Source organism: Allorhizobium sp. DMC15 (assembly GCF_056314065.1).
Window position 1 is genome coordinate 331,425 of the sequence record NZ_JBQUZB010000004.1, and the last position, 24,757, is coordinate 356,181.

Consider the following 24,757-nt stretch of genomic DNA (forward strand, 5'->3'; position numbering starts at 1 on the left):
CGGCGGTAACCATCGCCGGCGCGTTTGGGCGTTTCCCCCTTTCGCAAATGCAAAAAACAAGGTATGAGCGCGCCAAAGTAAATCGGCGCCACTCTTCCGTATTGCGCCCCAGCACTCAGAGATCTTGGATATGAACCTCCGCAATATCGCGATCATTGCGCACGTCGACCATGGGAAAACGACCCTCGTCGACGAGCTCCTCAAGCAGTCCGGCTCGTTCCGCGAGAACCAGCGCGTGATGGAACGCGTGATGGACTCGAACGACATCGAAAAGGAGCGCGGGATCACCATTCTCGCCAAGGCGACGTCGATCGAGTGGAAGGACACCCGCATCAACATCGTCGACACCCCCGGCCACGCCGACTTCGGGGGTGAAGTCGAGCGCATTCTCTCGATGGTGGACGGCGCAATCGTTCTCGTCGATGCTGCCGAAGGCCCGATGCCGCAGACCAAGTTCGTTGTCGGCAAGGCGCTGAAGGTCGGTCTTCGTCCGATCGTTGCGATCAACAAGGTCGACCGTCCGGACGCCCGTATCGACGAAGTCGTCAACGAAGTGTTCGACCTTTTCGCCGCGCTCGACGCGACCGACGAACAGCTCGACTTCCCGATCCTCTACGGTTCGGGCCGCTCCGGCTGGATGAACACCGATCCGAACGGTTCGCAGGAAGAAGGCCTGACGCCGCTGCTCGACCTCGTGGTCAAGCATGTCCCGGCTCCGACGGTCGAAGAAGGCCCGTTCAAGATGATCGGCACGATCCTGGAAGCCAACAACTTCCTCGGCCGCATCATCACCGGCCGTATCGCTGCCGGCTCGATCAAGCCGAACCAGGCCGTCAAGGTTCTCGGTCAGGACGGCAAGCTCATCGAGCAGGGCCGCATCTCGAAGATCCTCGCCTTCCGCGGCATTGAGCGCACGGCCATCGAAGAAGCCCATGCCGGTGACATCGTTGCCATTGCAGGCCTCTCCAAGGGCACCGTTGCCGACACCTTCTGCGATCCGGCTGTTTCCGAAGCGATGAAGGCGCAGCCGATCGACCCGCCGACCGTCACGATGTCCTTCATCGTCAATGACAGCCCGCTTGCCGGCACCGAAGGCGACAAGGTCACGAGCCGTGTCATCCGGGACCGTCTGTTCAAGGAAGCCGAAGGTAACGTTGCGCTGAAGATCGAAGAGTCTGCCGACAAGGACTCGTTCTTCGTTTCCGGCCGCGGTGAACTTCAGCTTGCCGTTCTCATCGAAAACATGCGCCGCGAAGGTTTCGAGCTTGCCGTGTCGCGTCCGCGCGTCGTCATGCACAAGGACGAAGCGACCGGCCAGATGATGGAGCCGATCGAAGAAGTCGTCATCGACGTCGACGAAGAGCATTCCGGCGTCGTCGTGCAGAAGATGTCCGAGCGCAAGGCCGAGATGGTCGAGCTGCGCCCCTCGGGCGGCAACCGCGTTCGCCTCGTTTTCTTCGCGCCGACCCGTGGTCTGATCGGCTATCAGTCGGAACTCCTGACCGATACGCGCGGCACGGCCGTGATGAACCGTCTGTTCCACGACTACCAGCCCTACAAGGGTGAGATCGGTGGCCGCGTGAACGGCGTTCTGCTCGCCAACGAAGCCGGCGAAGCCGTGGCCTATGCTCTGTTCAACCTGGAAGACCGCGGCCCGATGATCATCGATGCCGGCGAGAAGGTCTATATGGGCATGATCATCGGCATCCACTCGCGCGACAATGATTTGGAAGTGAACGTCCTCAAGGGCAAGAAGCTCACCAACATCCGTGCTGCCGGCAAGGATGAAGCGGTCAAGCTCACACCGCCGATCAAGTTCACGCTCGAGCGCGCGCTGTCCTGGATCCAGGACGACGAGCTCGTCGAAGTGACGCCGAAGTCGATCCGTCTGCGCAAGATGTTCCTTGATGCGAACGACCGGAAGCGCATGGAAAAGGCCAAGGCTTCCGCTGCCGGCTGAAGTCTTTGAAAATATGTCCCATTTTGAAACCCCGGTCTAAAAGGCCGGGGTTTTGTTTGTGCATGTGCTTCGTCTTGCCTTGCGAGCAGGATTAAAAAAGCGTTAACTTTGCCCAGGCCGATGAAGGCTTGAGTTCGTGTTCGACGTGTCGGACATGCACAGGGTGAGTTACGTTATGAAGACGTTGTCGATCGACATGCGCCTGGCAGGGCCGACTGATGCAGCCGCTATTGCGGACGTGCATCGCAATGCCTGGCAGCACGCCTATTCCGGTATCATTCCGCATCGGGCGCTGACACGCATGATCGAGCGTCGGGGAGAGGCCTGGTGGCGCAAGGCCACACGGGGCCCAGCGACCATTCTGGTGGTCGAGGTTGCCGGGACGGTTGCCGGCTATGCCTCGCTCGGTCTGAACCGGGCGCGTGCGCTCCCTCATGAAGGCGAGATTTACGAACTTTACCTGCGCCCCGAATATCAGGGCATCGGCCTCGGCTATCAGCTCTTCCACGAAGCGCGCCGACTGCTGAAATCGCTGGGCTGCGAAGGCATGGTCGTCTGGTGCCTGGAAGACAGCGAGATCGCCGCCAATTTCTTCCGTTCGAACGGCGGCGTGGATGCCGTCGAGGGCATGGAAGATTTCGACGACGTGCATCTGAAGAAACTGGGCTTCATCTGGAACTGACGCTGCGATTGCGCCTCATTCCACCACGTAGCCCTCGGGCCAGCTGAAGGTTCGGTCGCTCACGAGATCGCCCCGCTTGCCGACCCACTCGGGTTCCTGCATGCCGCAGGCAAAATCGGACGCCGTGTCATCGGCCATCTGGCGTGCCAATGCATTGGCATCGGGATTGGCCTTGGCATCCACGAGCGCGACCATGCAGGACCCGCCATAGTCTGCCGTGCCGACGCGGGAGACGACGAGGATTTCGCCACGGGATTCCCGGGTCGAGCCACCATCTGGCCCCGGATTGTCGATGAACCAGCGCAGGATTGCGGCAAAGGGCTTGCCATCGCCACCGAGGCGCCACTCGACTTTCGTGTTAACGTGATTGAATGCTGCGAAGCTCTCGAACCCACCATCGATGAGTTCCTGATCCACGCGTCCGTAAAACACGCTCTGGCGCAGGTCGCCCTCCTTGAAATAGACGGGTTCGCCACGATAGCCCTTGCATTTGAGCGATACGCCCATCGGGTCTTCCGCCAAGGTCTGGCAGTTGTCGAGATCAAAGTCGGTGTAGACGCTGTCGTTGGCCAGAATGGCTTTCGGCAGGGCGGCGATTGCGAGTGCCATGATTGCGACCCGCAGGATCCTTATGGGCATTTTCCTCTCCTCAGATGGTGAAAGGGGCGGCGTTGTCACCCAAGCTTCACCGAAAGCCGTGTTGCATTGCGCAATATTTCGCATTAGGTAGCGCCAGAATTCAACACTCTACGGGGTCCAGACATGCGTATCGATGCAATTGCCATTGGCAAGAACCCGCCGGAAGACATCAACGTCATCGTTGAAGTTCCGGTTGGTGGCCAACCGATCAAGTACGAGATGGACAAGGATGCCGGCACGCTCGTCGTCGATCGCTTTCTCTATACCCCGATGACCTATCCGGGCAATTACGGTTTCGTGCCGCATACGCTCTGCAAGGATGGCGATCCGCTCGACGTTCTGATCTGCAACACCCGCCCACTGGTGCCTGGCTGCGTCATCAACGTTCGCCCGATCGGCGTGATGATGATGGAAGACGACGGTGGCATGGATGAGAAGATCCTTGCCGTTCCGGTGCCGAAGCTGACTCGCCGTTACGACAAGATTGCCAATTACACCGATCTTCCGGAAATCACGCTCAAGCAGATCCAGCACTTCTTCGAGCACTACAAGGATCTGGAACCCGGCAAGTGGGTGAAGATCGGCGACTGGATGGATGTCGACGCCGCCAAGAAGATCATCTTGGAATCGATCCAGCGCGCCAAAGACGAGAAGTAAGCGCCGTTTCTGACCGTTGGTCATTCAATAACAAAGTCCTCCGGGTCGGTTTGATCCGGAGGACTTTTTTGTTTGGAAAGATCCCAGGCGATCGGGTTATGCCACCAGCGGGAAGATGCTGTTCCAGAGGAAGGAACGCAGGAAGAAAATGATCAGCAGCACGATGATCGGCGAGATGTCGATGCCGCCGAGATCGGGCAGTACGCGGCGGATCGGGCGCAGTACGGGCTCTGTCACATTGTAGAAGAACTGACCGAGCGAGGCGACGAAGCGATTGCTGGAATTGATCACGTTGAACGCGTACAGCCACGAGAAGATCGCGCTCCCGATCAGGATCCAGGTAAAGATGCTCAGGGCGAGGTCGATCGTCTGAAAGAGGGCAACCATTCAAGTCTCCATTTCTTGGTTGACAGAGATGTAGACATTGGCGACTTAACGGACAAGTGGATGGGGCCCACGCAATCCGAATCATGTTTAACGCAGGGGCGTTCGCCCGCATTCCAAGGTTTTTTTGACCATGCACCCGTCCTCGGCCGACGACCGTTTCGCGGCGTTTAGGCATTCTTCCTACGCTCGCTTCTTTTTCGCGCGTTTCCTTGGTGCCTTTGCCACCCAGATCCTCAGTGTCTCTGTCGGCTGGCAGATGTATGACCAGACCGGAAGTGCCTTCTATCTCGGCCTGATCGGTCTTGTGCAGTTCCTGCCGTCGCTTCTTCTGATCCTGGTTACCGGTTCCGTGGCCGACCGCTACAATCGGCGCGCCATCGTGGCGGCGTGCATGGTGCTGAGTGCGCTGTGTGGCGGCGTTCTTCTGGCGCTGACCATCGCGGATGCCTTTGAGCCAACGATTGTCTTTGCGATTCTCGTGATCTTCGGCATCGAACGCGCCTTTGCAGCCCCCGCTGTCCAGTCGCTCAGCCCCAATCTGGTGCCGCCCAAGGACCTGTCGAATGCGGTCGCCTGGAACTCGTCCTCCTGGCAGACGGCCTCTATCGTCGGCCCCGTCGCGGGTGGCCTACTCTATGGGGCGAGCCCGACGGTTGCCTATTCGGTCTGCTTCCTGTTCTTCGTTGCGGCAGCCGTTCTGGTCTTCACCATCCCGCGTCCACCGCAACGTGTCTCCAATAAAGCGGTCACTCGCGACAGCCTGCTTGCCGGCTTCCGTTTCATCTTCGGTGAAAAGGTCGTGCTCGGTGCGATTTCGCTCGATCTCTTCGCCGTGCTTCTTGGCGGCGCCATTGCGTTGATGCCGGTTTTTGCGCGCGACATCCTGACCCTCGGACCCTGGGGTCTCGGCCTCCTCCGCGCGGCACCTGGCGTCGGGGCCATCGTTGTCGCCATCGCTCTTGCAAGTTTCCCGATCCGCCACAATGCCGGCACCTTCATGTTCGTTGGCGTCGCCCTCTTTGGCGCCGGCACGATCCTGTTCGGTCTCTCCGAAACCGCGTGGCTCTCGATTGCCGCCTTGATGCTGATGGGTGCGGCCGACATGGCCTCGGTCTATGTGCGCGAGACGCTCATTGCGCTGTGGACGCCCGACGAAGTGCGCGGTCGCGTGAATGCCGTCAACATGGTTTTCGTCGGGGCCTCGAACGAGCTTGGCGAATTCCGCGCCGGTACCATGGCCCATTTTATCGGCCCTGTGCCTGCTGTGGTCGTCGGCGGGATCGGAACGCTGGCTGTCGCCGTGATCTGGGCGCTCGGCTTCCCGCAACTGCGCAAGATCGACGGGCTTGAGGCACCTGAGCGCCAACAGGCGCTCTAGGCTCGTCCAAAGACCAAATCGAGGAAGGCCGACAGCCAGGCCTTCAGCGGCGCGTCGAAAATCATTCGGCCTTCGAGATGTTCGCGGCCCTGCTGTGCGTTCGGCAGGACGAAACGGTGGGCGCCATGCACCACCCACCGATGCATCATGGCGCGTGTCAGTTCGGCATGAAACTGCACCCCCCAGGCGTTTTCACCGTAACGGAAGGCCTGGTTGGGATAGATATCGCCGGTCGCCAGAAGCTTGGCGCCATGAGGCAGGGAAAAGCCCTCGCGATGGAAGTGATAGACCATCTTCGGCCATGGCATCAGCAGGCGCCCATGCTCCGTCGGGCGGATCGGGTACCAGCCGATTTCCGTGCGCTCTTCACGGTCCGCTTCCACTTTCCCGCCGAGATGGCGCACCAGCATCTGGGCGCCGAGGCAGATGCCGAGAAAGGGCTTGTTCTCCCGCAGGGGCACGTTGAGCCAGTCGATCTCCCGGCGGACGAAATCATCGGGATCGTTTGCGCTCATCGGGCCACCGAAGACGACCGCGCCGGCGTGGTTCTCCAGGGTTTCCGGCAGGAGCTGGCCAAGAACTGGGCGCCGTATATCGAGCGAAAAGCCCTTTTCCTCCAGCATCTGCCCCACCCGACCCGGACTTGAGCGCTCCTGGTGCAGCACGATCAGGACAGACGGCTTGCTGTCGTGCCTGCTTCGCCGCCTGTCAGAGGGCATCGTCAGCGGCTCCAAGACCGGCTCGCTCGGCGGCTTCCTGCCGCTGGACGATTCGTTCCCGGCCGGAGACGCCCAGAAGATCAGCCACACGCCAAATCGCGTGATCTTCCATCTCGCTGCGTGTGCCGTCTGCGTACACGATATCCCAGAGGATCCCGACCAGCTGCTGTCTCTCGGTTTCGTTGAGGTGTCGCTTCAAGTCGTTGGTGAAGCGGTAGTAATCGACCGCTTCGTTTTCGGCTTCCTGACCGGCCGCGAGCACGGCATCCAGCTGTTCGCCTTCCAGACCATACTGCTCCTTGAGGATGCCGCGCAGCTTGTTCCGCTCCGCATCCGATACCACGCCGTCAGCTTCCATCACCTGAAAACAGAGCGCCGCCATGGCGACTCTCGGGTCGTCATGGGCAAACATAGCCCTCGGATGATCCTGCATGACTGACTGGAAAAAGGTCTGAAGGCGATCGAGAAGCATCGGATTCCTGTCTGTCAGAACAGTTTGAGGCGGGTCTTGGGTTCGGCGGTGGCCGTCAGTGGATCCTTGACGCCGGGATCATCCGGTGGACGACCGAAAAATGGTTCCGCAGGAGCGTTCTGCGGCATAGGCTTTCTGGCCTCTTCGGCCACCGATCCGGCCGCGCTGGTCTGACGATCGGCTTTTTCCGGCATTGAGGCCTTTGATTTTTCGACCACGACGACTTCCGCTTCGGCGGTCTCTGCTGAAGGAGGATAGGCATTGCCGTTGTCACGGACCGGCGGCAGTGACGCGAGCGCCCGCTCCCCGTCCGACACACTTCCTTCTTCAATCGGACCGCTGAGCTGGTCGAAGGGCGTTTTCCATTCGAATGCATCCAGACGGCCGGTGACGGGTGAGATCGGCATCCAGCGTTCCGACACATGGCCATCCGCAACCCAGGCCGGATCGCGAGGGGCCTTCAGCGCCTGCCCCATCCAATGGCGAATCCGGCCTTGATCACCGGTTTCGGCCTCTTCGATGTCAGCGAGCAGCAGATAAACACGTTCCCGCGAGCCCATCCGGGCTGCGGCTTCCGCCTTGGAGCGCGCGCGTTTGAAATCCTGCGCCTCGAGTGCAGCTTCGGCAACGGCAAGCAGGGATTCATAGTTGTTCGGTTTGAGCGCTTCCAGTCTTTCCGCTTTCTTCAGACGGTCCGCAGCACTGTCTCCGCTTCGCGCACGGACATAGGCTGCCGCGACTTCGGGATGCGGTTCGAGCTTCCACGACTGTTCGAGCGTGCTCGCCGCCTTGCGCAGATTGTCCTCCCGGACATAGGCCTTTGCCGCGACGATCGCTGCCGGAACCAGATCCTTTGCCAGCTTCAGAGCCTTGAGCGCACTGTCCCGTGCCGCGGCAGGTTCCGCCTCAAGCTGGTCCTGGGCGCGTGCTGTCAGCAGTACTGCCTTCAGGCGGTCCGCCTCATGGCGATCAAGAACATTGGCGATGCGCTGCTGATCGAGCAGGCGGATTGCGTCATCCCAATGGCCTGCACGGCATCGGTATTCCAGCGTCGCTTTGGCCGCCCAAGGGAGGTAAGGGGCATGTTCTGCTGCTGTCTCGGCATATTGGCGCGCGGCTTCGTGGGCGCCGAGCCGGTTTGCTTCGACATAGAGGCCGCGCAAACCCAATTCTCGTGTTTCCGGGTCCTCCGACATTTCCTGATAGAGGCGCCGCGCTTCGTCATGACGCCCCTCGATCAAGGCCGCCTGCGCGTCCAGGACGCGGATCAGCGGCTCCTGGTCGGCGCGGATCAGGCCGCGGGCCCGGGCGCTCATTCGCCGGGCAAGAAGGGCGTTGCCCGCGCCTGCTGCAATCAGTCCGGTGGACAGCGCCTGATAGCCCCGGTCGCGCTTGCGCGCCCGAAAATAGCGACGCACCGAATGCGGCGAAGTCCAGAGCGTGCGGATTACCCACCAGATCATCATCACGAAAGCCACCAGAGCCACCAGGGCAGTGATCGCAACGAGCAGGGTCGTCTGGTAGCTCTGCCCCTGCCAGACGAGCGAGATGTCGCCAGGGCGATCGGCAATCCAGGAGAAGCCGAAGCCGGCGGCGAGGATCAGGGCGAGGAAAAACAAAACCTTCACGATCGTCGTCATGCCATCAGCCCCCATTTCCGGCGACGGTCTTGGACAAGGCGCCCGCGACCAGTTCCTCCGCCTCAATGCGGTTCTTCAAAGACTGGGCGAAATCGGCCGATGCCGCCTTGCCGGCTTCTGGCAGGGTCTCCCATTCGAGAGACGCTCCCTTTAGGTCGCCGTTCTGCAACTTGTTTTCCACCCGGGCGACGATGGCCTCGGGCGTTTCACCCTCGACATTACCGACGGGCCGTACCTTCACGAGAGACCTGGCGCTGGCGAGCAGACGGTCCGTCCAACCTTCGCCCACATCCTGCTGGTTGACGGCGGCGAGAATGTCGTTGGAAACCTGGCTGAAATCGCGCAACAGATCCGAGCGGGATGAGAGGCCGGCAGAGGCCATGCGTGAGAGCGGTGCAATGGCCGGGTCTTCGGGGGAAACGCTTTTCAGCGCGTCCAACTCGGACAGGAAGGGGCCACCGCGATCGATTGCGGTCTTCAGGCCGGCGAGCGCGATGGCGCGGGCCATCTCGACATCGCTGCGTGGTTCGTCGATCTTGCGCTCAGCTTCGGCGAGACGCGCCTGGCTCTGGTCAAGGGCTTCCGCGTTGCTGGCGATCTGGTTACGGAGAGCGGCTATCGATTGCTCCGCCGCCGCAAGCTGGGTCCGCAGTTGCTCAAGGATAGCCGGATCGGCGCCTGGGGTCGACTGGGCGACGCTGGCCTTTGCCTCCAACGCGGCGATGCGTTCGGCCAGGGCAGGATCTGTCTCCTGTGCAGCTGGCGCCGATTTCAGGCTGTCTACCTCAGCTTTCAGCGCTTCCAACTCTGCCGTGTCAATTGCAGGAGCGACACTCTCTTTCTGCGGGCCGATGCCGGGAATGACGCCGGCATATTGCATGCTGCCGGCGAGCGCCAAGGCGACAAGGCCGCCGAAGATGCCGGAGGCGATCAGGGCGGAGGTCCCGGGCGAGACTGTCGGAGGGGTAGGTGTCGCCGAGGCTCCCCGATCCCGCGAAGGTTCGGTTCCTGCGTCGCTGTCGGAAGCGGCCGTCGCGGCTTCCGGTGCGGCTGCTGTCGCTTCACTCTCTGTGGTCTCGGTGGGGGCTTGCGTTGATCGGTCCGGATCCACAGCGTCTTCGGCAGGGGCCGCGTTGTCGCTCGTTGCCGTGGTCGATACGGGCTCGGTTGCCCGTGTCGTTTCCTCGGCCGTCAGTTCGATCGTGACCGGATCGTCCGGGGACTTCGATCGACGGGGTGGCTTTCCGGAAACCATGGCAACCTCTTCATTTCCCTAGATGGCTTTAAACGTAGTCAGTCCGTGCGGCGATGGGAAGGGTGAAGAACCATTTCCTTGTTCCCCGCCCTAGATCAGATCAAGCAGCAAGTCCTCCCGAGGTTCCCTGGGCCAGCTCGCATGAGTGCGAAAATCTTCGTCAAGCGCAGAGGCAATCTTGTGGCTGAGGCAGAGGAAACGCAGACTTCCTCTCAGGTCTCCCAAGAGACCGGCCGATGCCACGGCGCGCGCGAAGAGCCGTGCGGTCTCAGAGGAGTAGAGAAGGATGCAGTCCGGCTGTGGAGTCAGGGTTTGGCTGATGTCTGTTGCTTCGCGCTCGATCGGGATCATGCGATAGCATTCGATCACCTCGACCGGGTGTGCGGCATCCTTCAGGGTCTGTTCGAATTCCGGAGATCTGGGGCTGCCTGCGAGGTAGAGGATCGGTCTTGCCCGGTCGATCGCGGGTGACGCCAGGAGATGTCGAGCGAGGGATGCGCCATCTCCCGCAGCCGTCTCGATCCTGCCGAAGCCGAGCGCGCGGGCCCGCATCGCTGTCGCGTCACCGACGGCAAACACTGGGAGCTTCAGATAGGGCTCTATGTCCGGTCGCGACAGTTCCGCCAGTGCACGCAGGGCTTCGGCGCTGGTGAGGGCCAGGCCCGATGTGCCTGGCGCAGGGCCGTCCCGCAATCCTTCAAGCCGGTGTTCGGCCCGCATCAGCGGCAGCAGGACCGGTTGGTGGCCCCGTCTCACCAGCTCAGCGGCAGTCCGTTCGGCTGCCGGCATCGGGCGCGTCACCAGAACGCGCATGGCTTAGCCCCAACTGTCGAAGAAATCGGTGCCCGCCTTCGTGCGTATGGTTCCGCCGGCCGTTGCGCCGAGCACTGCGGCGCCTGTCCGGCTTCCTTCGATTTCCACATCATGCCAGCGGCTGCCATCGGGCGTAAGAATCATGCCGGCAAAACGGACCGTGTCGCCGTCCACCGTCGCATGGCCGGCAATCGGGGTGCGACAGGAGCCATCCAGAGCGCCTAGAAATGCGCGCTCACAACTGACCGCGTCGAAGGTGTCGCGATCATTGATGGCATCGAGCAACTCGTTCACCCTCGAATCACCGATGCGGCTTTCGATGCAGATCGCGCCTTGCGCCGGTGCTGGCGGGAAATCGGCGGGATCGAGCAGCTGCGTCGGGACATCCGGCTTACCGAGCCGCTTCAGTCCGGCGAAAGCAAGCAGGGTCGCATCCACCTCGCCGTCTGCGAGTTTGCGCAGTCTTGTATCGACAAGGCCCCGGAAGGTGATGACATTGATATCAGGACGAAGCCGGCGAATGAGGGCCTGACGGCGTAGCGAAGAGGATCCTACGGTCGCACCATGCGGAAGTTCCGCCAGCGTCGGGGCGGTACGGCCGACGACGGCATCGCGTACATCTTCGCGCGGCAGGAAAGCGGACAGAAAGAGCCCGTCCGGCAGCTTTGTCGGCATGTCCTTGGACGAATGCACAGCAAAATCAAGGTCGCCGGTCAGAAGCTGTTCTTCGAGCTCCTCGGTAAACAGGCCTTTGCCGCCGATTTCGGAAAGCGCACGGTCGGTAATCCTGTCACCTTTGGTCGACAGGACGACGATCTCGAACATTTCTTCCGGGAGGCTGTGGGCCACCATCAGGCGCGCGCGTGTTTCAGAAGCCTGGGCGAGCGCCAGCGGGCTGCCGCGCGTGCCGATACGGAAAGGTTTTGTTTGCATCCGAACTTGTCCGTTGTTACCGACAGGTTTCGTAGACCGGTTTCTCGGCAACCGCAATCAATGACAGGCTCCATGGCATCCAAACTGCGCATTCTCGGCATCGAAACCAGCTGTGACGAGACCGCCGCAGCGGTCGTCACCCGCATGGAAGACGGGTCTGCGTCGACGGAGGCCGATGTCGTGCTCAGCCAGCTCGACGAGCACAGCGCCTATGGCGGCGTGGTGCCCGAAATTGCCGCGCGCGCGCATGTCGATGCGTTGGATACATTGATAGAGGAAGCCCTGCAGCGCGCCGGGATCACGCTTTCCGAGGTCGATGCGATTGCCGCTACCTCCGGTCCCGGATTGATCGGCGGGCTGCTGGTGGGACTGATGACGGGCAAGGCGCTCGCCATGGCGACGGGCAAGCCGCTCTATGCCATCAACCATCTCGAAGGTCATGCCCTGACTGCGCGGCTCACGGATGGCGTTGCCTTCCCCTATCTGATGCTGCTCGTTTCCGGCGGTCACACCCAGCTCGTTCTGGTCAAAGGCGTCGGGGACTATGAACGCTGGGGCACGACGATCGACGATGCGCTTGGTGAGGCCTTCGACAAGACGGCCAAGCTGCTCGGGCTGCCTTATCCCGGTGGACCGGCCGTCGAGCGCGCAGCTGCATCGGGCGATCCCAAGCGGTTCGTCTTTCCCCGTCCGCTGGTCGGCGAGGCCCGACTTGATTTCTCGTTCTCGGGGTTGAAGACGGCCGTGCGGCAAGCAGCAGAGAGCATTGCGCCCGTGACCGATCAGGACATCGCCGACATCTGCGCCTCGTTCCAACATGCGATTTCCCGGACGCTCAAGGACCGCATCGGTCGTGGCTTGCAGCGGTTTTCCGAAACCTTTCCGGGCGTCGATCAGCCGGCGCTCGTCGTTGCCGGTGGGGTCGCCGCCAACAAAGCGGTTCGGCAGACGCTCGACGAACTGTGTGCGACACACGGTTTCCGTTTCGTCGCGCCGCCGCATCACCTGTGCACGGACAATGCCGTCATGATTGCCTGGGCGGGCCTGGAGCGCATGGCGCTCGATATGCCTGCAGACGAACTTGCGGTCGCGCCCCGGTCCCGCTGGCCGCTCGATGCGGATGCCAAAGCGCTTCTCGCCTACGGCAAGCGCGGTGCGAAAGCATGAGCGGGGTACACCAAATTGCGGTCGTTGGCGCGGGTGCTTTCGGTACCGCACTTGCCGCTGTCATTTCCCAGACTGGAAAAGCCGAGGTGCTGCTGGTTGGGCGCGATGCTTCGGCAATGGCAGATCTTGCTGCCAGTCGAATGCATGAGGCAGCCCTCCCCGGTATCCGCTTGCCCGATAACCTCGTCTTTTCAGCCTTGCCGAAGGATCTCGCTGGCGCCGATATCGTCCTCTTTGCCATGCCATCCCAGGCACAGATTGCGGCGGCCGAAACCTACGGGCCGCATCTGAAGCCGGGTGCACCCATCGTCATCTGCGCCAAGGGCATCGAGAAGCAGACCTCGCGTCTTTTGACCGATGTCCTCGAAAGCGCTCTGCCGGGCCATCCGATCGCCATGCTTTCGGGTCCGGGCTTTGCGGCGGATATCGCCAAGGGCCTGCCGACCGCAATGGCCATTGCGGCTGAAGATCTGCCTCTCGCCGAGCACTTGGCCAGGGCGATTTCAGGTCAGACCTTCCGACTTTATGCGTCGGACGACCGGATCGGCGTGCAGCTTGGCGGTGCCTTGAAGAACGTGCTCGCCATTGCCTGCGGGATCGTCGAGGGCATGGGCCTCGGCGATTCGGCGCGGGCGGCGCTGATCGCGCGCGGGCTTGCCGAGATGTCGCGGCTCGTCGATGCGATGGGTGGACGCGGGGATACGGTGCGGGGCTTGTCTGGTCTCGGCGATCTCGTGCTGACCGCGACCAGCCATCAGTCCCGCAACCTGCGTTTCGGTATCGCGCTTGGCAGGGGCGAGCCGATCGGCACGCAGCAGGGATCGCTCGTCGAGGGTGCTTTTGCGGCTGAGGTTGCGGCAAGGCTGGCCGAAGGCTACGAGATCGAAATGCCGATCACGCAAGCCGTTGCCGCGATCATCGATGGCAGGCTGGACATCCCGACCGCCATCACCCAACTGATGTCACGACCGATCACCACCGAATAAGAGATCCCCTAGGAGACAAGAGATGCTGTTTGCCGTCATCTGCGCCGACAAGCCCGGACACCTGAACCTTCGGATGGAAACGCGTCCGCCGCATGTCGAGTGGCTGAACGGACTGAATGCTGCGGGCCAGCTGAAGATCGCGGGTCCTTTCCTGGATGCAGACGGCAAGCCCTGTGGGTCGATGCTGCTCATCGCGGCTGACGATATCGATGCCGCCAAGACGCTCGCGGCGCAGGACCCCTATGCCAAGGCCGGCCTTTTCGAGACGGTCGAGATCAAGCCCTATAACTGGGTCTTCAACAATCCCGAGGCGTAAAGACGATGGCATTCTGGCTCTACAAGTCCGAACCCTTCAAGTGGTCCTGGGAAATGCAGAAGGCCAAGGGAGACGTTGGTGAAGAATGGACTGGCGTGCGCAACTATCTCGCCCGCAACAACATGCGGGCGATGAAGATCGGCGACAAGGGCTTCTTTTATCACTCGAACGAGGGGCTGGAAGTGGTCGGGATCGTCGAGGTCTGCGCGCTGTCCCATCCGGATTCCACCGCCGAGGGCGATGCCCGCTGGGACTGCGTCGACATCCGTGCGGTCTGTGACATGCCGAAGCCGGTGAGCCTGAAGGACATCAAGGCAAACGAAAAGCTCGCGAAAATGTCGCTGGTGACCTCAATGCGGTTGTCTGTCCAGCCCGTCACCGAGGACGAGTACTTTGAAGTCTGCCGCATGGGCGGCCTCGACAATCCGCCCGTTTGAGCGGGGCTATCGTGAAGACCGATCCGGAACAGTTTATCCTCGGCAATACCAGCCCGATCGCGCCGCCGCATGTGCCGGAAATCCAGTTGCACCTCGCGAGCGAGGTTCATGACCTCTGGCTGAAGACCGAGGAGGACCTGGAAGCGATCGGGTTGCCGCCGCCGTTCTGGGCCTTTGCCTGGGCGGGAGGGCAGGGGCTTGCGCGTCATGTTCTTGATCATCCGGATCTCGTCCGGGGCAAACGCGTGCTGGATTTTGCCAGCGGTTCCGGACTGGTCGCAATAGCCGCAGCGATGGCTGGCGCCAGCGAGGTGCTGGCGGCTGACATCGATCCCTGGGCGCGGACAGCCGTGCGGCTCAATGCCGCGCTCAACGGCGTGGCGCTCTCCTTCACCGATGACGATCTGATTGGGCTGTCGGTGGATTTCGATGTCGTCCTGGCGGGCGACGTTTTTTATGACAGCGGGTTTGCTCAGGCGCTGACATCGTGGTTCGAGACCTTGGCCAAGGCCGGTTGTCAGGTGCTGGTCGGGGATCCGGGACGCAGCTACCGGCCGACCGAGCGTTTGGAGCCGCTGGCCACGTATATGGTGCCGGTAACGCGGGTGCTTGAGGACGCCGAGATCAAGAAGACCACGGTCTGGCGTTTCGTCTAGCGGCCGGGCCTAATCACGCAGACGCCTGCTTCGAAGGAGCAGGCTGCGTCCTCATTTTCCGCTGAAATCTCGATAATCTGCACATTGACCTCTGGTGTCCGAACGATCGGCGCGTTGCGAGGTGCGCTGCGGTCGAAGGCCAGAAAGACGCCGTTGTGCTTGATGCGCACTGCCGAGACGTTTCCGACAAAGGTGCCGACGCCGGGGACCACCGATGGCAGGCCATTTCCTCCGATGACGCTCTGTTGGTGGTGACCGTAATGCCCGTATCCTCGTGACATCTCAGCGTCAGCCGAAGCGACGGACGCTGCGAGAAGGATCGACAGTGCGGAGGTCAGGGCTAGACGAAACAGGTACATCGGGTCACGCTCCGGATCATGGTTAACCAGCGGTTAACGCACCATGCCGGATAAAGTGGCTAAAGTCATCCAATGACTTGGTTTTTTCGTAGTGAAAGGAACGTCGATGCGTGATGCTAAAGTTCTATTCACGCGAATCGATTAAATTGAAATCGTCAAGCGAATGTGCTTGTCGTCTGGGGTTTCGAGGATTAAACGTCCCCCTGATGCGATGCACCACAAACGTTATGACGCATTGCAAACAATACGTCCGTATTCTCGGACCGCATCGAGACGCCGCGAGGTTTAGATGGCGAATGTGACAAAAAACCGGCCCCTGTCGCCGCACCTGCAAATCTACAAACCTATTCCCACCATGGTCATGTCGATCCTGCACCGCATCACCGGCGGCGCTCTTTATTTCGGCACCATCCTCGTCGCATGGTGGTTGATCGCCGCTTCGACCGGTGCTGACTATTTTGAGTGGGTGAACTGGTTCATGGGCACCATCCTCGGTCGCCTGATCCTGTTCGGCTTCACCTGGGCGCTCATCCACCACATGCTCGGCGGTCTGCGCCATTTGATGTGGGATGTCGGCTATGGTTTTGACAAGCACTTCTCCACAAAGCTCGCGAAGGCGAACATCATCGCGTCTGTCGTCCTGACCCTTCTTGTCTGGGTCGTCGCCTACATCATCCGCACCTGAGGCAATTTTCCATGGATATGCGCACACCGCTCGGTAAGGTTCGTGGCCTTGGCTCTGCCAAGGACGGGACGGAACATTTCTGGCGTCAACGAATGACCGCCGTTGCCAACATCCCGCTGATCCTTTTCTTCGTCGGCTTCCTGGTGATGTACAATGGCGCCCCATACGCCGAGGTGGTCGGCGCATTGTCGCACCCGCTGGTCGCGGTGGTTATGGGACTGGTCGTGCTATCGGCGCTCATCCATATGAAGCTCGGTATGCAGGTGATCATCGAGGACTATATCCACGCGGAGATCCCCAAGCTCCTGCTTCTGATGCTCAACACATTCTTTGCGATCCTGATCGGTGGTCTCTGTCTTTTCGCCATCTTGAAGATCGCTTTCGTAGGGTAATTCAACATGGCAACCATTCATAACTTCGCCCAGACCGGCAAGGCCTACACCTATGTTGATCATTCCTATGACGTCGTGGTCGTCGGCGCCGGCGGCGCTGGTCTGCGTGCGACGCTCGGCATGGCCGAACAAGGCTTCAAGACGGCTTGCATTACCAAGGTCTTCCCGACCCGTTCGCACACGGTTGCGGCGCAGGGCGGTATCGCCGCTTCTCTGAACAACATGACGCCCGACTGCTGGCAGTGGCACCTTTATGACACCGTCAAGGGTTCCGACTGGCTCGGCGACGTCGATGCCATGCAGTATCTCGCCATGGAAGCGCCGAAGGCGGTCTACGAACTTGAGCATTACGGCGTTCCCTTCTCGCGTAACGAAGAAGGCAAGATCTACCAGCGCCCGTTCGGCGGTCACATGCAGAACTATGGCGAAGGCCCGCCGGTTCAGCGCACCTGCGCTGCTGCCGACCGTACCGGCCACGCGATCCTGCACACGCTTTATGGCCAGTCGCTACGAAACAATGCGGAATTCTTCATCGAGTATTTCGCGCTCGACCTGATCATGTCCGACGATGGCAGCCGTTGCACCGGCGTCGTCGCCTGGAACCTGGATGACGGCACGATCCATCGCTTTGCCGCGAAGATGGTGGTCCTCGCCACTGGCGGCTACGGTCGCGCCTACTTCTCGGCAACGTCCGCTCATACCTGCACCGGTGACGGCGGCGGCATGATCGCCCGCGCGGGTCTTCCGCTGCAGGATATGGAATTCGTCCAGTTCCACCCGACCGGCATCTACGGCGCCGGCTGCCTGATCACCGAAGGTGCGCGCGGCGAAGGCGGTTATCTCGTGAATTCCGAAGGCGAGCGCTTCATGGAGCGTTATGCTCCTTCGGCCAAGGACCTTGCCTCGCGTGACGTCGTCTCGCGCTGCATGACGATGGAAATCCGTGAAGGTCGTGGCGTCGGCAAGAACAAGGACCACATCTTCCTGCATCTCGACCACCTCGATCCGGCCGTCCTGCACGAGCGCCTGCCCGGGATTTCGGAATCGGCGAAGATCTTTGCCGGTGTCGACGTCACCCGCGAGCCGATCCCGGTTCTGCCGACGGTTCACTACAACATGGGCGGCATCCCGACCAACTACTGGGGCGAAGTCCTGAACGCCGATAGCAGCAATCCGGAACGCATCATCCCGGGTCTGATGGCCGTCGGCGAAGCCGGTTGCGCATCGGTTCACGGTGCCAACCGTCTCGGCTCCAACTCGCTGATCGACCTTGTGGTCTTCGGTCGCGCCGCTGCGATCCGGGCTGCCGAGGTCATCAACAAGGCCGAGCCGATCCCGCATCTGAATGTTGCCGCCTGCGACAAGATCATGGACCGCTTCGACAAGACGCGTCACGCTTCGGGCCAGACCCCGACCGCCGTGCTGCGCGACAAGATGCAGCGCGCCATGCAGGAAGACGCGGCCGTCTTCCGCACGCAGGAATCGCTGGAAAGCGGCTGCAAGCGTCTGTCGGCCATCTGGAAGGAACTGCCCGACATCAAGGTCACCGACCGCTCGATGATCTGGAATTCCGATCTGGTCGAGACGCTCGAACTGCACAACCTGATGGCCAACGCGATCACCACCGTCTACGGCGCCGAGGCCCGCAAGGAAAGCCGTGGCTCGCATGCCCGCGAAGACTACACGTCCGGCCCCTTTGCCGGACGCGACGACGAGAACTGGCGCAAGCATACGCTGGCCTGGGTTTCTGAAGCGGGTGACGTCAAGCTCGACTACCGTCCTGTTCATACCGAGCTCATCGCCGAAGGTATCGATCCCTACAAGATCGCGCCGAAGGCTCGCGTGTACTGATTTGAGGAACTCATCATGGTAGAACTTGCTCTCCCCAAGAATTCCCAGATCACCGAAGGCAAGGTCTGGCCGAAGCCGGCCGGCGCCAAGAATGTCCGTGAGTACCGGATCTATCGCTGGAATCCGGATGACGGCGCCAATCCGCGCATCGACACCTATTACATCGATGTCGACGACTGCGGCCCGATGGTTCTCGATGGCCTTCTCTACATCAAGAACAACATCGATCCTACGCTGACGCTGCGCCGCTCCTGCCGTGAAGGTATTTGCGGCTCCTGCGCGATGAATATCGATGGGACCAACACGCTGGCCTGCACGAAGGGCATGGACGATATCACCGGGACGGTGAAGGTCTATCCGCTGCCGCATATGCCTGTCGTGAAGGATCTCGTGCCCGATCTCAGCAACTTCTATGCTCAGCACCGGTCGATCGAGCCATGGCTCAAGACGGTTTCGCCGACGCCGGCGAAGGAGTGGAAACAGAGCCATGAAGACCGTCAGAAGCTCGACGGTCTCTATGAGTGCATTCTCTGTGCCTGCTGCTCGACCTCCTGTCCGAGCTATTGGTGGAACGGCGACCGTTATCTCGGTCCGGCCGTCCTCCTGCAGGCGTATCGCTGGCTAATCGACAGCCGCGATGAAGCAACCGGCGAACGCCTGGACAACCTCGAGGATCCGTTCCGGCTCTATCGCTGCCACACGATCATGAACTGCGCACAGGCTTGCCCGAAGGGACTGAACCCGGCCAAGGCAATCGCCGAGATCAAGAAGATGATGGTCGAGCGTCGCAGCTGATCGTCAATCACGACATTGCGAGGCCGCTCGAGACCTGTTTCGGGCGGCCTTACTTTGTCCGTATAGTGCCGGCTATAGATCGCGCGCGATATGGAACTTGATTAACCATCTTCGCGTATCATATTTCTAACCCAGTTGTACGGCAGGTTGCGGCGCAGGTCGCAAAAGCGGGAGCATAATGATGAAATTGAGCCATGCGGTCACCGGCGCAGCCATTCTTCTGGCGCTGGCAGGTTGTCAGAGAACCTCCTATAGCGACATGAATTCGGCCAACAGCGCCTTGCCGCCGCTTCAGGCGCAGCCGGTCCCCTCCGTTCAGTCCGGTCAGCTTCCTCCCCCCGGTACCACCGATCCCTCGCAGTTCCCGGCGGCGCCTGCCAATACCGCAGCGGCGGTTGGAACGGGTGCTGCTCCCGGGACGGCTCTCGACGTCACCAAGGAATCCATGGTCGGCAACTGGCGGGTCCAGAGCGCCGGCGCGAGCTGCGACATGTTCCTCACGCTCACCAATCTCGGCAGCGGCTCACGCGGCGGTACCCGCGGCTGCGCCGGCGAACTGACCGCGATGGGATCCTGGGAAGTGGCTGGCAAACAGGTCGTGCTTAAAGACCGCAACGGCAATGTCATCGGCAGCCTCTACAAGACGGCTGATGCTCGATTCGACGGTACCACCAGCTCCGGTCAGCCGGTCAGCCTGAGCCGCTAAACCCATCCTTCATCCTGCGGCGGCCACGCGGCCGTCGCTGAGGCGTATCCCATGCGGCCCATTCCCGATTATGCGCTCAGCGTCGTCGAACAGTTGCGTTCGATGACGGAGGCAGGCACCCTGCAACCGGATGCTGCCCAGATGCAGGTTGCGGCCAAACTCGACCGCATTCTGACGGAACTCAAGGCGCGCAAGCCTGCGGCCAAAACCAGTGCCCTGGGCTGGATGTTTGCCCAGCGCCGCAAGCCGCAGACGCCGATCATGGGTCTTTATGTCCATGGTAGTGTCGGCCGCGGTAAAACCATGCTGATGGACCTGTTCTTCAGGCTCGCCCCGATCGAAAAGAAACGCCGGGCACATTTCCACGAGTTCATGGCGGACGTTCATGGTCGAATTCATGCCCATCGGCAGAAGCTGAAGGCCGGGGAGACGAAGCAGGCGGATCCTGTCCCCCCCGTCGCGGCTGCATTGCGCGAAGAGGCGCAGCTTCTGTGTTTCGACGAGTTCACCGTGACAGACATCGCCGACGCGATGATCCTGGCGCGGCTGTTCACCGAGCTTTTCGCACGCGGCTGCATTCTGGTCGCAACCTCCAATGTGGAGCCGGTCAATCTCTATCGCGATGGTCTCAACCGGGGGCTCTTTCTGCCCTTCATCGATCTCCTGCAGCGATATGTGGAGGTTTCTTCGTTGGATTCGCCGACAGACTACAGACTTGAAAAGATGGAAAGTCTGCCAGTCTATGTCGCGCCGCTCTCTCCTCAGTCTGCGTCGATGATGGATCGGGCCTGGACCCGCCTGACTGGAGGGCAGCCAGAGGTCCCCGTGACGATCGAGATGAAGGGGCGGGAGGTCGAGATCCCGAGAGCATGCGGCCGGCAAGCTCGCTTCACCTTTGAGGAGCTCTGCGCGAAGCCGCTTGGGGCATCGGATTATCTCGCCATCGCGCAGCGTTTCGACGTCGTCTTCGTCGAAAACATACCCCCTCTTGGGCCGGAGAAGCGAAACGAGACCAAGCGTTTCATCATTCTGATCGACGCGCTCTACGATGCGCGGGTGCGCCTGTTTGCCTCGGCCGTTGCGATGCCGGAGGCCTTGCTGACCGAAAAGAAAGGTACGGAAGGGTTCGAGTTCGATCGCACTGTGTCCCGTCTGTTCGAGATGCGCAGCGCCGATTATCTCGCCGACCATGAGCGGCTACGGAACAAATCATGACGATCGCATGACGGAAATTCTTACGTTTACGTAAGATTTTTATGTTCTAACCGATTGAAATCCATACACCGAAAATTATCGATTGCGATTCTATCAGGTTGGGTCTATGCGGTCTGTCCACAAGGGCAGGCTAACACTCCGTCTCGACCTTGGTTTTGGATCTAAAAGGAAGCTCTGCAATGGCGCGCAAAAAGATCGCTCTTATCGGTTCTGGTATGATTGGTGGAACGCTGGCGCATCTCGCCAGTCTGAAGGAACTCGGCGATATCGTCCTGTTCGACATTGCTGATGGCATCCCGCAGGGCAAGGGTCTGGATATCGCCCAGTCCGGTCCAGTTGAAGGCTTCAACGCCAAGCTGTCTGGCGCGAGCGACTACGCCGCCATCGAAGGTGCTGACGTCTGCATCGTCACCGCCGGGGTTGCCCGCAAGCCGGGTATGAGCCGCGACGACCTGCTCGGCATCAACCTCAAGGTCATGGAACAGGTCGGCGCCGGCATCAAGAAGTATGCCCCGAACGCTTTCGTCATCTGCATCACCAACCCGCTCGACGCGATGGTCTGGGCTCTGCAGAAGTTCTCCGGCCTCCCGGCCAACAAGGTCGTCGGCATGGCCGGCGTTCTCGACTCGGCCCGCTTCCGCCACTTCCTGTCGGCTGAGTTCAACGTGTCGGTCGAAGACGTCACCGCCTTCGTTCTCGGCGGCCACGGTGACACCATGGTGCCGCTCGCCCGTTACTCCACCGTTGCCGGCATTCCGCTGACCGACCTCGTCAAGATGGGCTGGGTCACCAAGGAGCGCCTGGAAGAAATCATTCAGCGCACCCGTGACGGCGGCGCCGAGATTGTCGGCCTGCTCAAGACCGGCTCGGCTTACTATGCTCCGGCTGCCTCTGCCATCGAGATGGCTGAATCCTACCTCAAGGATAAGAAGCGTGTTCTGCCCTGCGCTGCCTACCTCACCGGCCAGTATGGCGTGAAGGACATGTATGTCGGCGTACCCGTCGTCATCGGTGAAGGCGGCGTCGAGCGCATCATCGAGATCGACCTGAACAAGGCCGAGGAAGAAGCCTTCCAGAAGTCTGTCGGCGCGGTTGCCGGCCTCTGCGAAGCCTGCATCAACATCGCCCCGGCTCTCAAGTAATCGCCCTTCGGCCCAGAACAGGGACACGACTATGAACATTCATGAATATCAGGCCAAGGCCCTCCTGAAGGAGTTCGGCGCGCCGGTCGCCAAGGGTGTGGCGATCCTCAAGGTCGAAGAAGCCGAAGCTGCTGCCAAGCAGCTTCCCGGCCCGCTCTACGTGGTCAAGAGCCAGATCCATGCGGGCGGTCGCGGGAAGGGCAAGTTCAAGGAACTCGGCCCGGACGCAAAGGGCGGGGTTCGCCTGGCGAAGTCGATCGAGGAAGTCGTGGCACATGCCAAGGACATGCTCGGCAACACGCTGGTGACGGCCCAGACCGGTGAGGCTGGCAAGCAGGTCAACCGCCTCTACATCGAAGACGGCGCCGACATCGCCCGCGAACTCTACTGCTCGCTGCTCGTCGACCGCTCGGTTGGCCAGGTTGCCTTCGTCGTTTCGACCGAAGGCGGCATGGACATCGAAGCCGTTGCTCACGACACGCCCGAGAAGATCCATACGATCGCCATCGACCCGCAGGCTGGCGTCACCGCCGCTGACGTCGCAAAGATCTCGGCCGCACTGGAACTGACCGGTGCTGCCGCGGAAGACGCCAAGTCGCTCTTCCCGATCCTCTACAAGGCCTTCTCCGAAAAGGACATGGCCCTGCTCGAGATCAACCCGCTGATCGTCATGCAGGACGGTCACCTGCGCGTTCTCGACGCCAAGGTCTCGTTCGACGGCAACGCTCTGTTCCGCCACGACGACGTTCGTGCGCTCCGCGACGAGACGGAAGAAGACTCGAAGGAAATCGAAGCTTCGAAGTGGGACCTCGCCTACGTTGCCCTCGACGGCAATATCGGCTGCATGGTCAATGGTGCCGGTCTCGCCATGGCGACGATGGACATCATCAAGCTCTACGGCAAGGAGCCGGCAAACTTCTGCGACGTCGGCGGTGGCGCCGGCAAGGAGAAGGTCGCGGCTGCCTTCAAGATCATCACGGCTGACCCGAAGGTCGAGGGCATCCTCGTCAACATCTTCGGCGGCATCATGAAGTGCGACGTCATTGCCGAAGGCGTTGTCGCCGCCGTGCAGGAAGTCGGCCTCAAGGTTCCGCTCGTCGTGCGCCTCGAAGGCACCAATGTCGAACTTGGCAAGAAGATCCTGAACGAATCGGGCCTCGCGATCACCGCAGCCGACGATCTGGACGACGCTGCCAAGAAGATCGTCGCGGCGATCAACGGCTGACATGAATACGAGAGCCGTCGTCGCAGTTGCGGTGCTGGCTCTCATTGCCTGCTGGTTTTGGTGGCAGGAAGAGGAAAAGTGGTGTGATGGGTTCTATGAGGATGCATCACCGGCAGCGTTCACATTGTGTGTGCCGCTTTCCCCCTTCGCCGCTGTCGGCATCGTCATAATTTGCTGCGTCGCCATTCTATGGATGAAACGACGCAAGAGCTCACGGTAGAGATCGGGATCAACGCATGTCCATTCTCGTGAATAAAAACACCAAGGTCCTCGTTCAGGGCCTGACCGGCAAGACCGGCACCTTCCACACCGAACAGGCGCTTGCCTACTACGGCACGCAGATGGTCGGCGGCATCCATCCGAAGAAGGGCGGCGAAAACTGGACCGGCTCCAAGGGTGAAACCCTGCCGATCTTCGCCACCGTTGCCGAAGCCAAGGAAAAGACCGGTGCGGACGCATCCGTGATCTACGTTCCGCCGGCCGGTGCAGCTGACGCCATCATCGAGGCGATCGACGCCGAGATCCCGTTCATCACCTGCATCACCGAGGGTATCCCGGTCATGGACATGGTGCGGGTCAAGGCCAAGCTCGACAAGTCGAAGTCGCGTCTGCTCGGTCCGAACTGCCCGGGCATCCTAACGCCGGAAGAGTGCAAGATCGGCATCATGCCGGGCTCGATCTTCCGCAAGGGTTCGGTCGGTATTGTCTCGCGCTCGGGAACTCTTACCTATGAAGCGGTGTTCCAGACCTCGAACGAAGGTCTCGGGCAGACGACCGCCGTGGGTATCGGTGGCGACCCGGTCAAGGGTACCGAATTCATCGACGTGCTCGAGATGTTCCTGGCCGACCCGGCTACAACCTCGATCATCATGATCGGCGAAATCGGCGGCTCGGCTGAAGAAGATGCAGCCCAGTTCCTGATCGACGAAGCCAAGAAGGGCCGCAAGAAGCCGATGGCCGGCTTCATCGCCGGTCGTACCGCTCCGAAGGGCCGCACCATGGGCCATGCCGGCGCTGTCGTCTCCGGCGGCAAGGGCGATGCGGAATCGAAGATCGCTGCCATGGAAGCCGCCGGCATCAAGGTTTCGCCTTCGCCGGCACGTCTGGGCAAGACCCTGGTCGAAGTCCTCAAGGGCTGAGACCTGACCAAAATCAAGCCAGGCGAAGGGTTGATGGATCAATCCTACGCCTGGATTTCGCATCTATAAGGCGATTCGCATTCGACGCGATCGTGAGCGGCAGGCCGGGCATCCGGCCATCAATTCTAGTCGGGAGGCGGGCCGAAGCGCT

27 protein-coding genes are annotated in these 24,757 nt (G+C 61.0%); 18 read left to right on the plus strand and 9 right to left on the minus strand.

Annotation, left to right across the window (positions count from 1 at the left end):
• Positions 1 to 130: 130 nt before the first annotated feature.
• Complete coding sequence (gene typA, locus ACT53S_RS19185; protein ID WP_476068143.1) at positions 131 to 1,960, plus strand: translational GTPase TypA; 1,830 nt, start codon at positions 131 to 133, stop codon at positions 1,958 to 1,960.
• A gap of 175 nt (positions 1,961 to 2,135) precedes the next feature.
• A complete protein-coding gene (locus ACT53S_RS19190) occupies positions 2,136 to 2,642 on the plus strand; it encodes a GNAT family N-acetyltransferase (protein WP_113377945.1) in 507 nt (168 codons plus the stop codon).
• 15 nt (positions 2,643 to 2,657) lie between these two features.
• Here the strand turns inward: ACT53S_RS19190 and ACT53S_RS19195 are convergent, their stop codons facing one another.
• Positions 2,658 to 3,281: a hypothetical protein gene (locus tag ACT53S_RS19195; RefSeq protein ID WP_476068144.1), complete on the minus strand. Its 624-nt coding sequence runs from the start codon at positions 3,279 to 3,281 to the stop codon at positions 2,658 to 2,660.
• Positions 3,282 to 3,404: 123 nt separating this feature from the next.
• Here ACT53S_RS19195 and ppa point away from each other — a divergent pair, with 123 nt between their 5' ends.
• Positions 3,405 to 3,938: an inorganic diphosphatase gene (gene ppa, locus ACT53S_RS19200; RefSeq protein WP_110791183.1), complete on the plus strand. Its 534-nt coding sequence runs from the start codon at positions 3,405 to 3,407 to the stop codon at positions 3,936 to 3,938.
• A gap of 96 nt (positions 3,939 to 4,034) precedes the next feature.
• Here the strand turns inward: ppa and ACT53S_RS19205 are convergent, their stop codons facing one another.
• Positions 4,035 to 4,325, minus strand: a complete 291-nt coding sequence (locus ACT53S_RS19205) for a YggT family protein (RefSeq protein WP_110791182.1) — start codon at positions 4,323 to 4,325, stop codon at positions 4,035 to 4,037.
• Positions 4,326 to 4,455: 130 nt separating this feature from the next.
• On the opposite strand from ACT53S_RS19205, the gene ACT53S_RS19210 reads away from it, so the two are divergent.
• A complete protein-coding gene (locus tag ACT53S_RS19210; RefSeq protein ID WP_476068145.1) occupies positions 4,456 to 5,703 on the plus strand; it encodes an MFS transporter in 1,248 nt (415 codons plus the stop codon).
• Here ACT53S_RS19210 and ACT53S_RS19215 read toward each other — a convergent pair.
• The 6 genes from ACT53S_RS19215 to hemC all read right to left on the minus strand — a co-directional run bounded on the left by ACT53S_RS19215 (position 5,700) and on the right by hemC (position 11,535).
• Positions 5,700 to 6,422, minus strand: coding sequence for a glutamine amidotransferase (locus ACT53S_RS19215; protein ID WP_476068146.1), 723 nt, complete (start codon positions 6,420 to 6,422; stop codon positions 5,700 to 5,702). The genes ACT53S_RS19210 and ACT53S_RS19215 overlap by 4 nt on opposite strands.
• Positions 6,412 to 6,855, minus strand: coding sequence for a tellurite resistance TerB family protein (locus ACT53S_RS19220; RefSeq protein WP_476068286.1), 444 nt, complete (start codon positions 6,853 to 6,855; stop codon positions 6,412 to 6,414). Before ACT53S_RS19220 ends, ACT53S_RS19215 begins: the two co-directional genes overlap by 11 nt.
• Positions 6,856 to 6,908: 53 nt before the next feature.
• Positions 6,909 to 8,534 carry a heme biosynthesis HemY N-terminal domain-containing protein gene (locus tag ACT53S_RS19225; protein ID WP_476068147.1) on the minus strand — a complete coding sequence of 542 codons (1,626 nt, stop codon included), beginning with the start codon at positions 8,532 to 8,534 and terminating at the stop codon, positions 6,909 to 6,911.
• A 4-nt stretch (positions 8,535 to 8,538) separates the two neighbouring features.
• Positions 8,539 to 9,789 (minus strand): COG4223 family protein, encoded by a 1,251-nt coding sequence (locus ACT53S_RS19230; protein ID WP_476068148.1) that lies wholly within the window; start codon positions 9,787 to 9,789, stop codon positions 8,539 to 8,541.
• A gap of 90 nt (positions 9,790 to 9,879) precedes the next feature.
• Positions 9,880 to 10,602 carry a uroporphyrinogen-III synthase gene (locus tag ACT53S_RS19235; protein ID WP_476068149.1) on the minus strand — a complete coding sequence of 241 codons (723 nt, stop codon included), beginning with the start codon at positions 10,600 to 10,602 and terminating at the stop codon, positions 9,880 to 9,882.
• A gap of 3 nt (positions 10,603 to 10,605) precedes the next feature.
• Entirely contained in the window at positions 10,606 to 11,535 is a 930-nt protein-coding gene (gene hemC, locus ACT53S_RS19240) for a hydroxymethylbilane synthase (protein WP_476068150.1), read from the minus strand.
• A gap of 72 nt (positions 11,536 to 11,607) precedes the next feature.
• On the opposite strand from hemC, the gene tsaD reads away from it, so the two are divergent.
• Genes tsaD through ACT53S_RS19265 form a run of 5 tightly spaced genes read left to right on the plus strand, consistent with a single transcriptional unit; the run spans position 11,608 to position 15,097 of the window.
• Positions 11,608 to 12,702, plus strand: a complete 1,095-nt coding sequence (gene tsaD / locus ACT53S_RS19245) for a tRNA (adenosine(37)-N6)-threonylcarbamoyltransferase complex transferase subunit TsaD (RefSeq protein ID WP_476068151.1) — start codon at positions 11,608 to 11,610, stop codon at positions 12,700 to 12,702.
• The gene (locus tag ACT53S_RS19250; RefSeq protein ID WP_476068152.1) at positions 12,699 to 13,688 is read left to right on the plus strand and encodes an NAD(P)H-dependent glycerol-3-phosphate dehydrogenase; all 990 of its coding nucleotides are present in this window, start codon (positions 12,699 to 12,701) and stop codon (positions 13,686 to 13,688) included. The genes tsaD and ACT53S_RS19250 overlap by 4 nt, the downstream gene beginning before the upstream one ends.
• A 22-nt stretch (positions 13,689 to 13,710) precedes the next feature.
• Entirely contained in the window at positions 13,711 to 14,004 is a 294-nt protein-coding gene (locus ACT53S_RS19255) for a YciI-like protein (RefSeq protein ID WP_476068153.1), read from the plus strand.
• 5 nt (positions 14,005 to 14,009) lie between these two features.
• A complete protein-coding gene (locus ACT53S_RS19260) occupies positions 14,010 to 14,441 on the plus strand; it encodes an EVE domain-containing protein (protein WP_162548971.1) in 432 nt (143 codons plus the stop codon).
• A gap of 11 nt (positions 14,442 to 14,452) precedes the next feature.
• Positions 14,453 to 15,097, plus strand: a complete 645-nt coding sequence (locus tag ACT53S_RS19265; RefSeq protein WP_476068154.1) for a class I SAM-dependent methyltransferase — start codon at positions 14,453 to 14,455, stop codon at positions 15,095 to 15,097.
• Here the strand turns inward: ACT53S_RS19265 and ACT53S_RS19270 are convergent.
• Positions 15,094 to 15,456, minus strand: coding sequence for a hypothetical protein (locus tag ACT53S_RS19270; protein ID WP_113379190.1), 363 nt, complete (start codon positions 15,454 to 15,456; stop codon positions 15,094 to 15,096). The two genes, ACT53S_RS19265 and ACT53S_RS19270, sit on opposite strands and share 4 nt — an antisense overlap.
• Positions 15,457 to 15,745: 289 nt before the next feature.
• On the opposite strand from ACT53S_RS19270, the gene sdhC reads away from it, so the two are divergent.
• From sdhC to sucD, 9 genes are all read left to right on the plus strand, one after another.
• Positions 15,746 to 16,141, plus strand: coding sequence for a succinate dehydrogenase, cytochrome b556 subunit (gene sdhC / locus ACT53S_RS19275; RefSeq protein ID WP_142073083.1), 396 nt, complete (start codon positions 15,746 to 15,748; stop codon positions 16,139 to 16,141).
• Positions 16,142 to 16,152: 11 nt separating this feature from the next.
• Positions 16,153 to 16,533, plus strand: coding sequence for a succinate dehydrogenase, hydrophobic membrane anchor protein (gene sdhD / locus ACT53S_RS19280; protein ID WP_113379192.1), 381 nt, complete (start codon positions 16,153 to 16,155; stop codon positions 16,531 to 16,533).
• A gap of 6 nt (positions 16,534 to 16,539) precedes the next feature.
• Positions 16,540 to 18,384, plus strand: a complete 1,845-nt coding sequence (gene sdhA, locus ACT53S_RS19285; protein WP_476068155.1) for a succinate dehydrogenase flavoprotein subunit — start codon at positions 16,540 to 16,542, stop codon at positions 18,382 to 18,384.
• 15 nt (positions 18,385 to 18,399) lie between these two features.
• Positions 18,400 to 19,179, plus strand: a complete 780-nt coding sequence (locus tag ACT53S_RS19290; RefSeq protein WP_113379194.1) for a succinate dehydrogenase iron-sulfur subunit — start codon at positions 18,400 to 18,402, stop codon at positions 19,177 to 19,179.
• Positions 19,180 to 19,360: 181 nt separating this feature from the next.
• Positions 19,361 to 19,885, plus strand: a complete 525-nt coding sequence (locus ACT53S_RS19295) for a protease inhibitor Inh/omp19 family protein (protein WP_113379195.1) — start codon at positions 19,361 to 19,363, stop codon at positions 19,883 to 19,885.
• A gap of 51 nt (positions 19,886 to 19,936) precedes the next feature.
• Positions 19,937 to 21,100, plus strand: a complete 1,164-nt coding sequence (zapE, locus tag ACT53S_RS19300) for a cell division protein ZapE (RefSeq protein ID WP_476068156.1) — start codon at positions 19,937 to 19,939, stop codon at positions 21,098 to 21,100.
• 179 nt (positions 21,101 to 21,279) lie between these two features.
• The gene (mdh, locus tag ACT53S_RS19305) at positions 21,280 to 22,242 is read left to right on the plus strand and encodes a malate dehydrogenase (protein WP_113379197.1); all 963 of its coding nucleotides are present in this window, start codon (positions 21,280 to 21,282) and stop codon (positions 22,240 to 22,242) included.
• A 31-nt stretch (positions 22,243 to 22,273) separates the two neighbouring features.
• Positions 22,274 to 23,467 carry an ADP-forming succinate--CoA ligase subunit beta gene (sucC, locus tag ACT53S_RS19310; protein ID WP_476068157.1) on the plus strand — a complete coding sequence of 398 codons (1,194 nt, stop codon included), beginning with the start codon at positions 22,274 to 22,276 and terminating at the stop codon, positions 23,465 to 23,467.
• A gap of 236 nt (positions 23,468 to 23,703) precedes the next feature.
• A complete protein-coding gene (gene sucD, locus ACT53S_RS19315) occupies positions 23,704 to 24,606 on the plus strand; it encodes a succinate--CoA ligase subunit alpha (RefSeq protein WP_113379200.1) in 903 nt (300 codons plus the stop codon).
• The last annotated feature ends 151 nt before the right edge of the window (positions 24,607 to 24,757 follow it).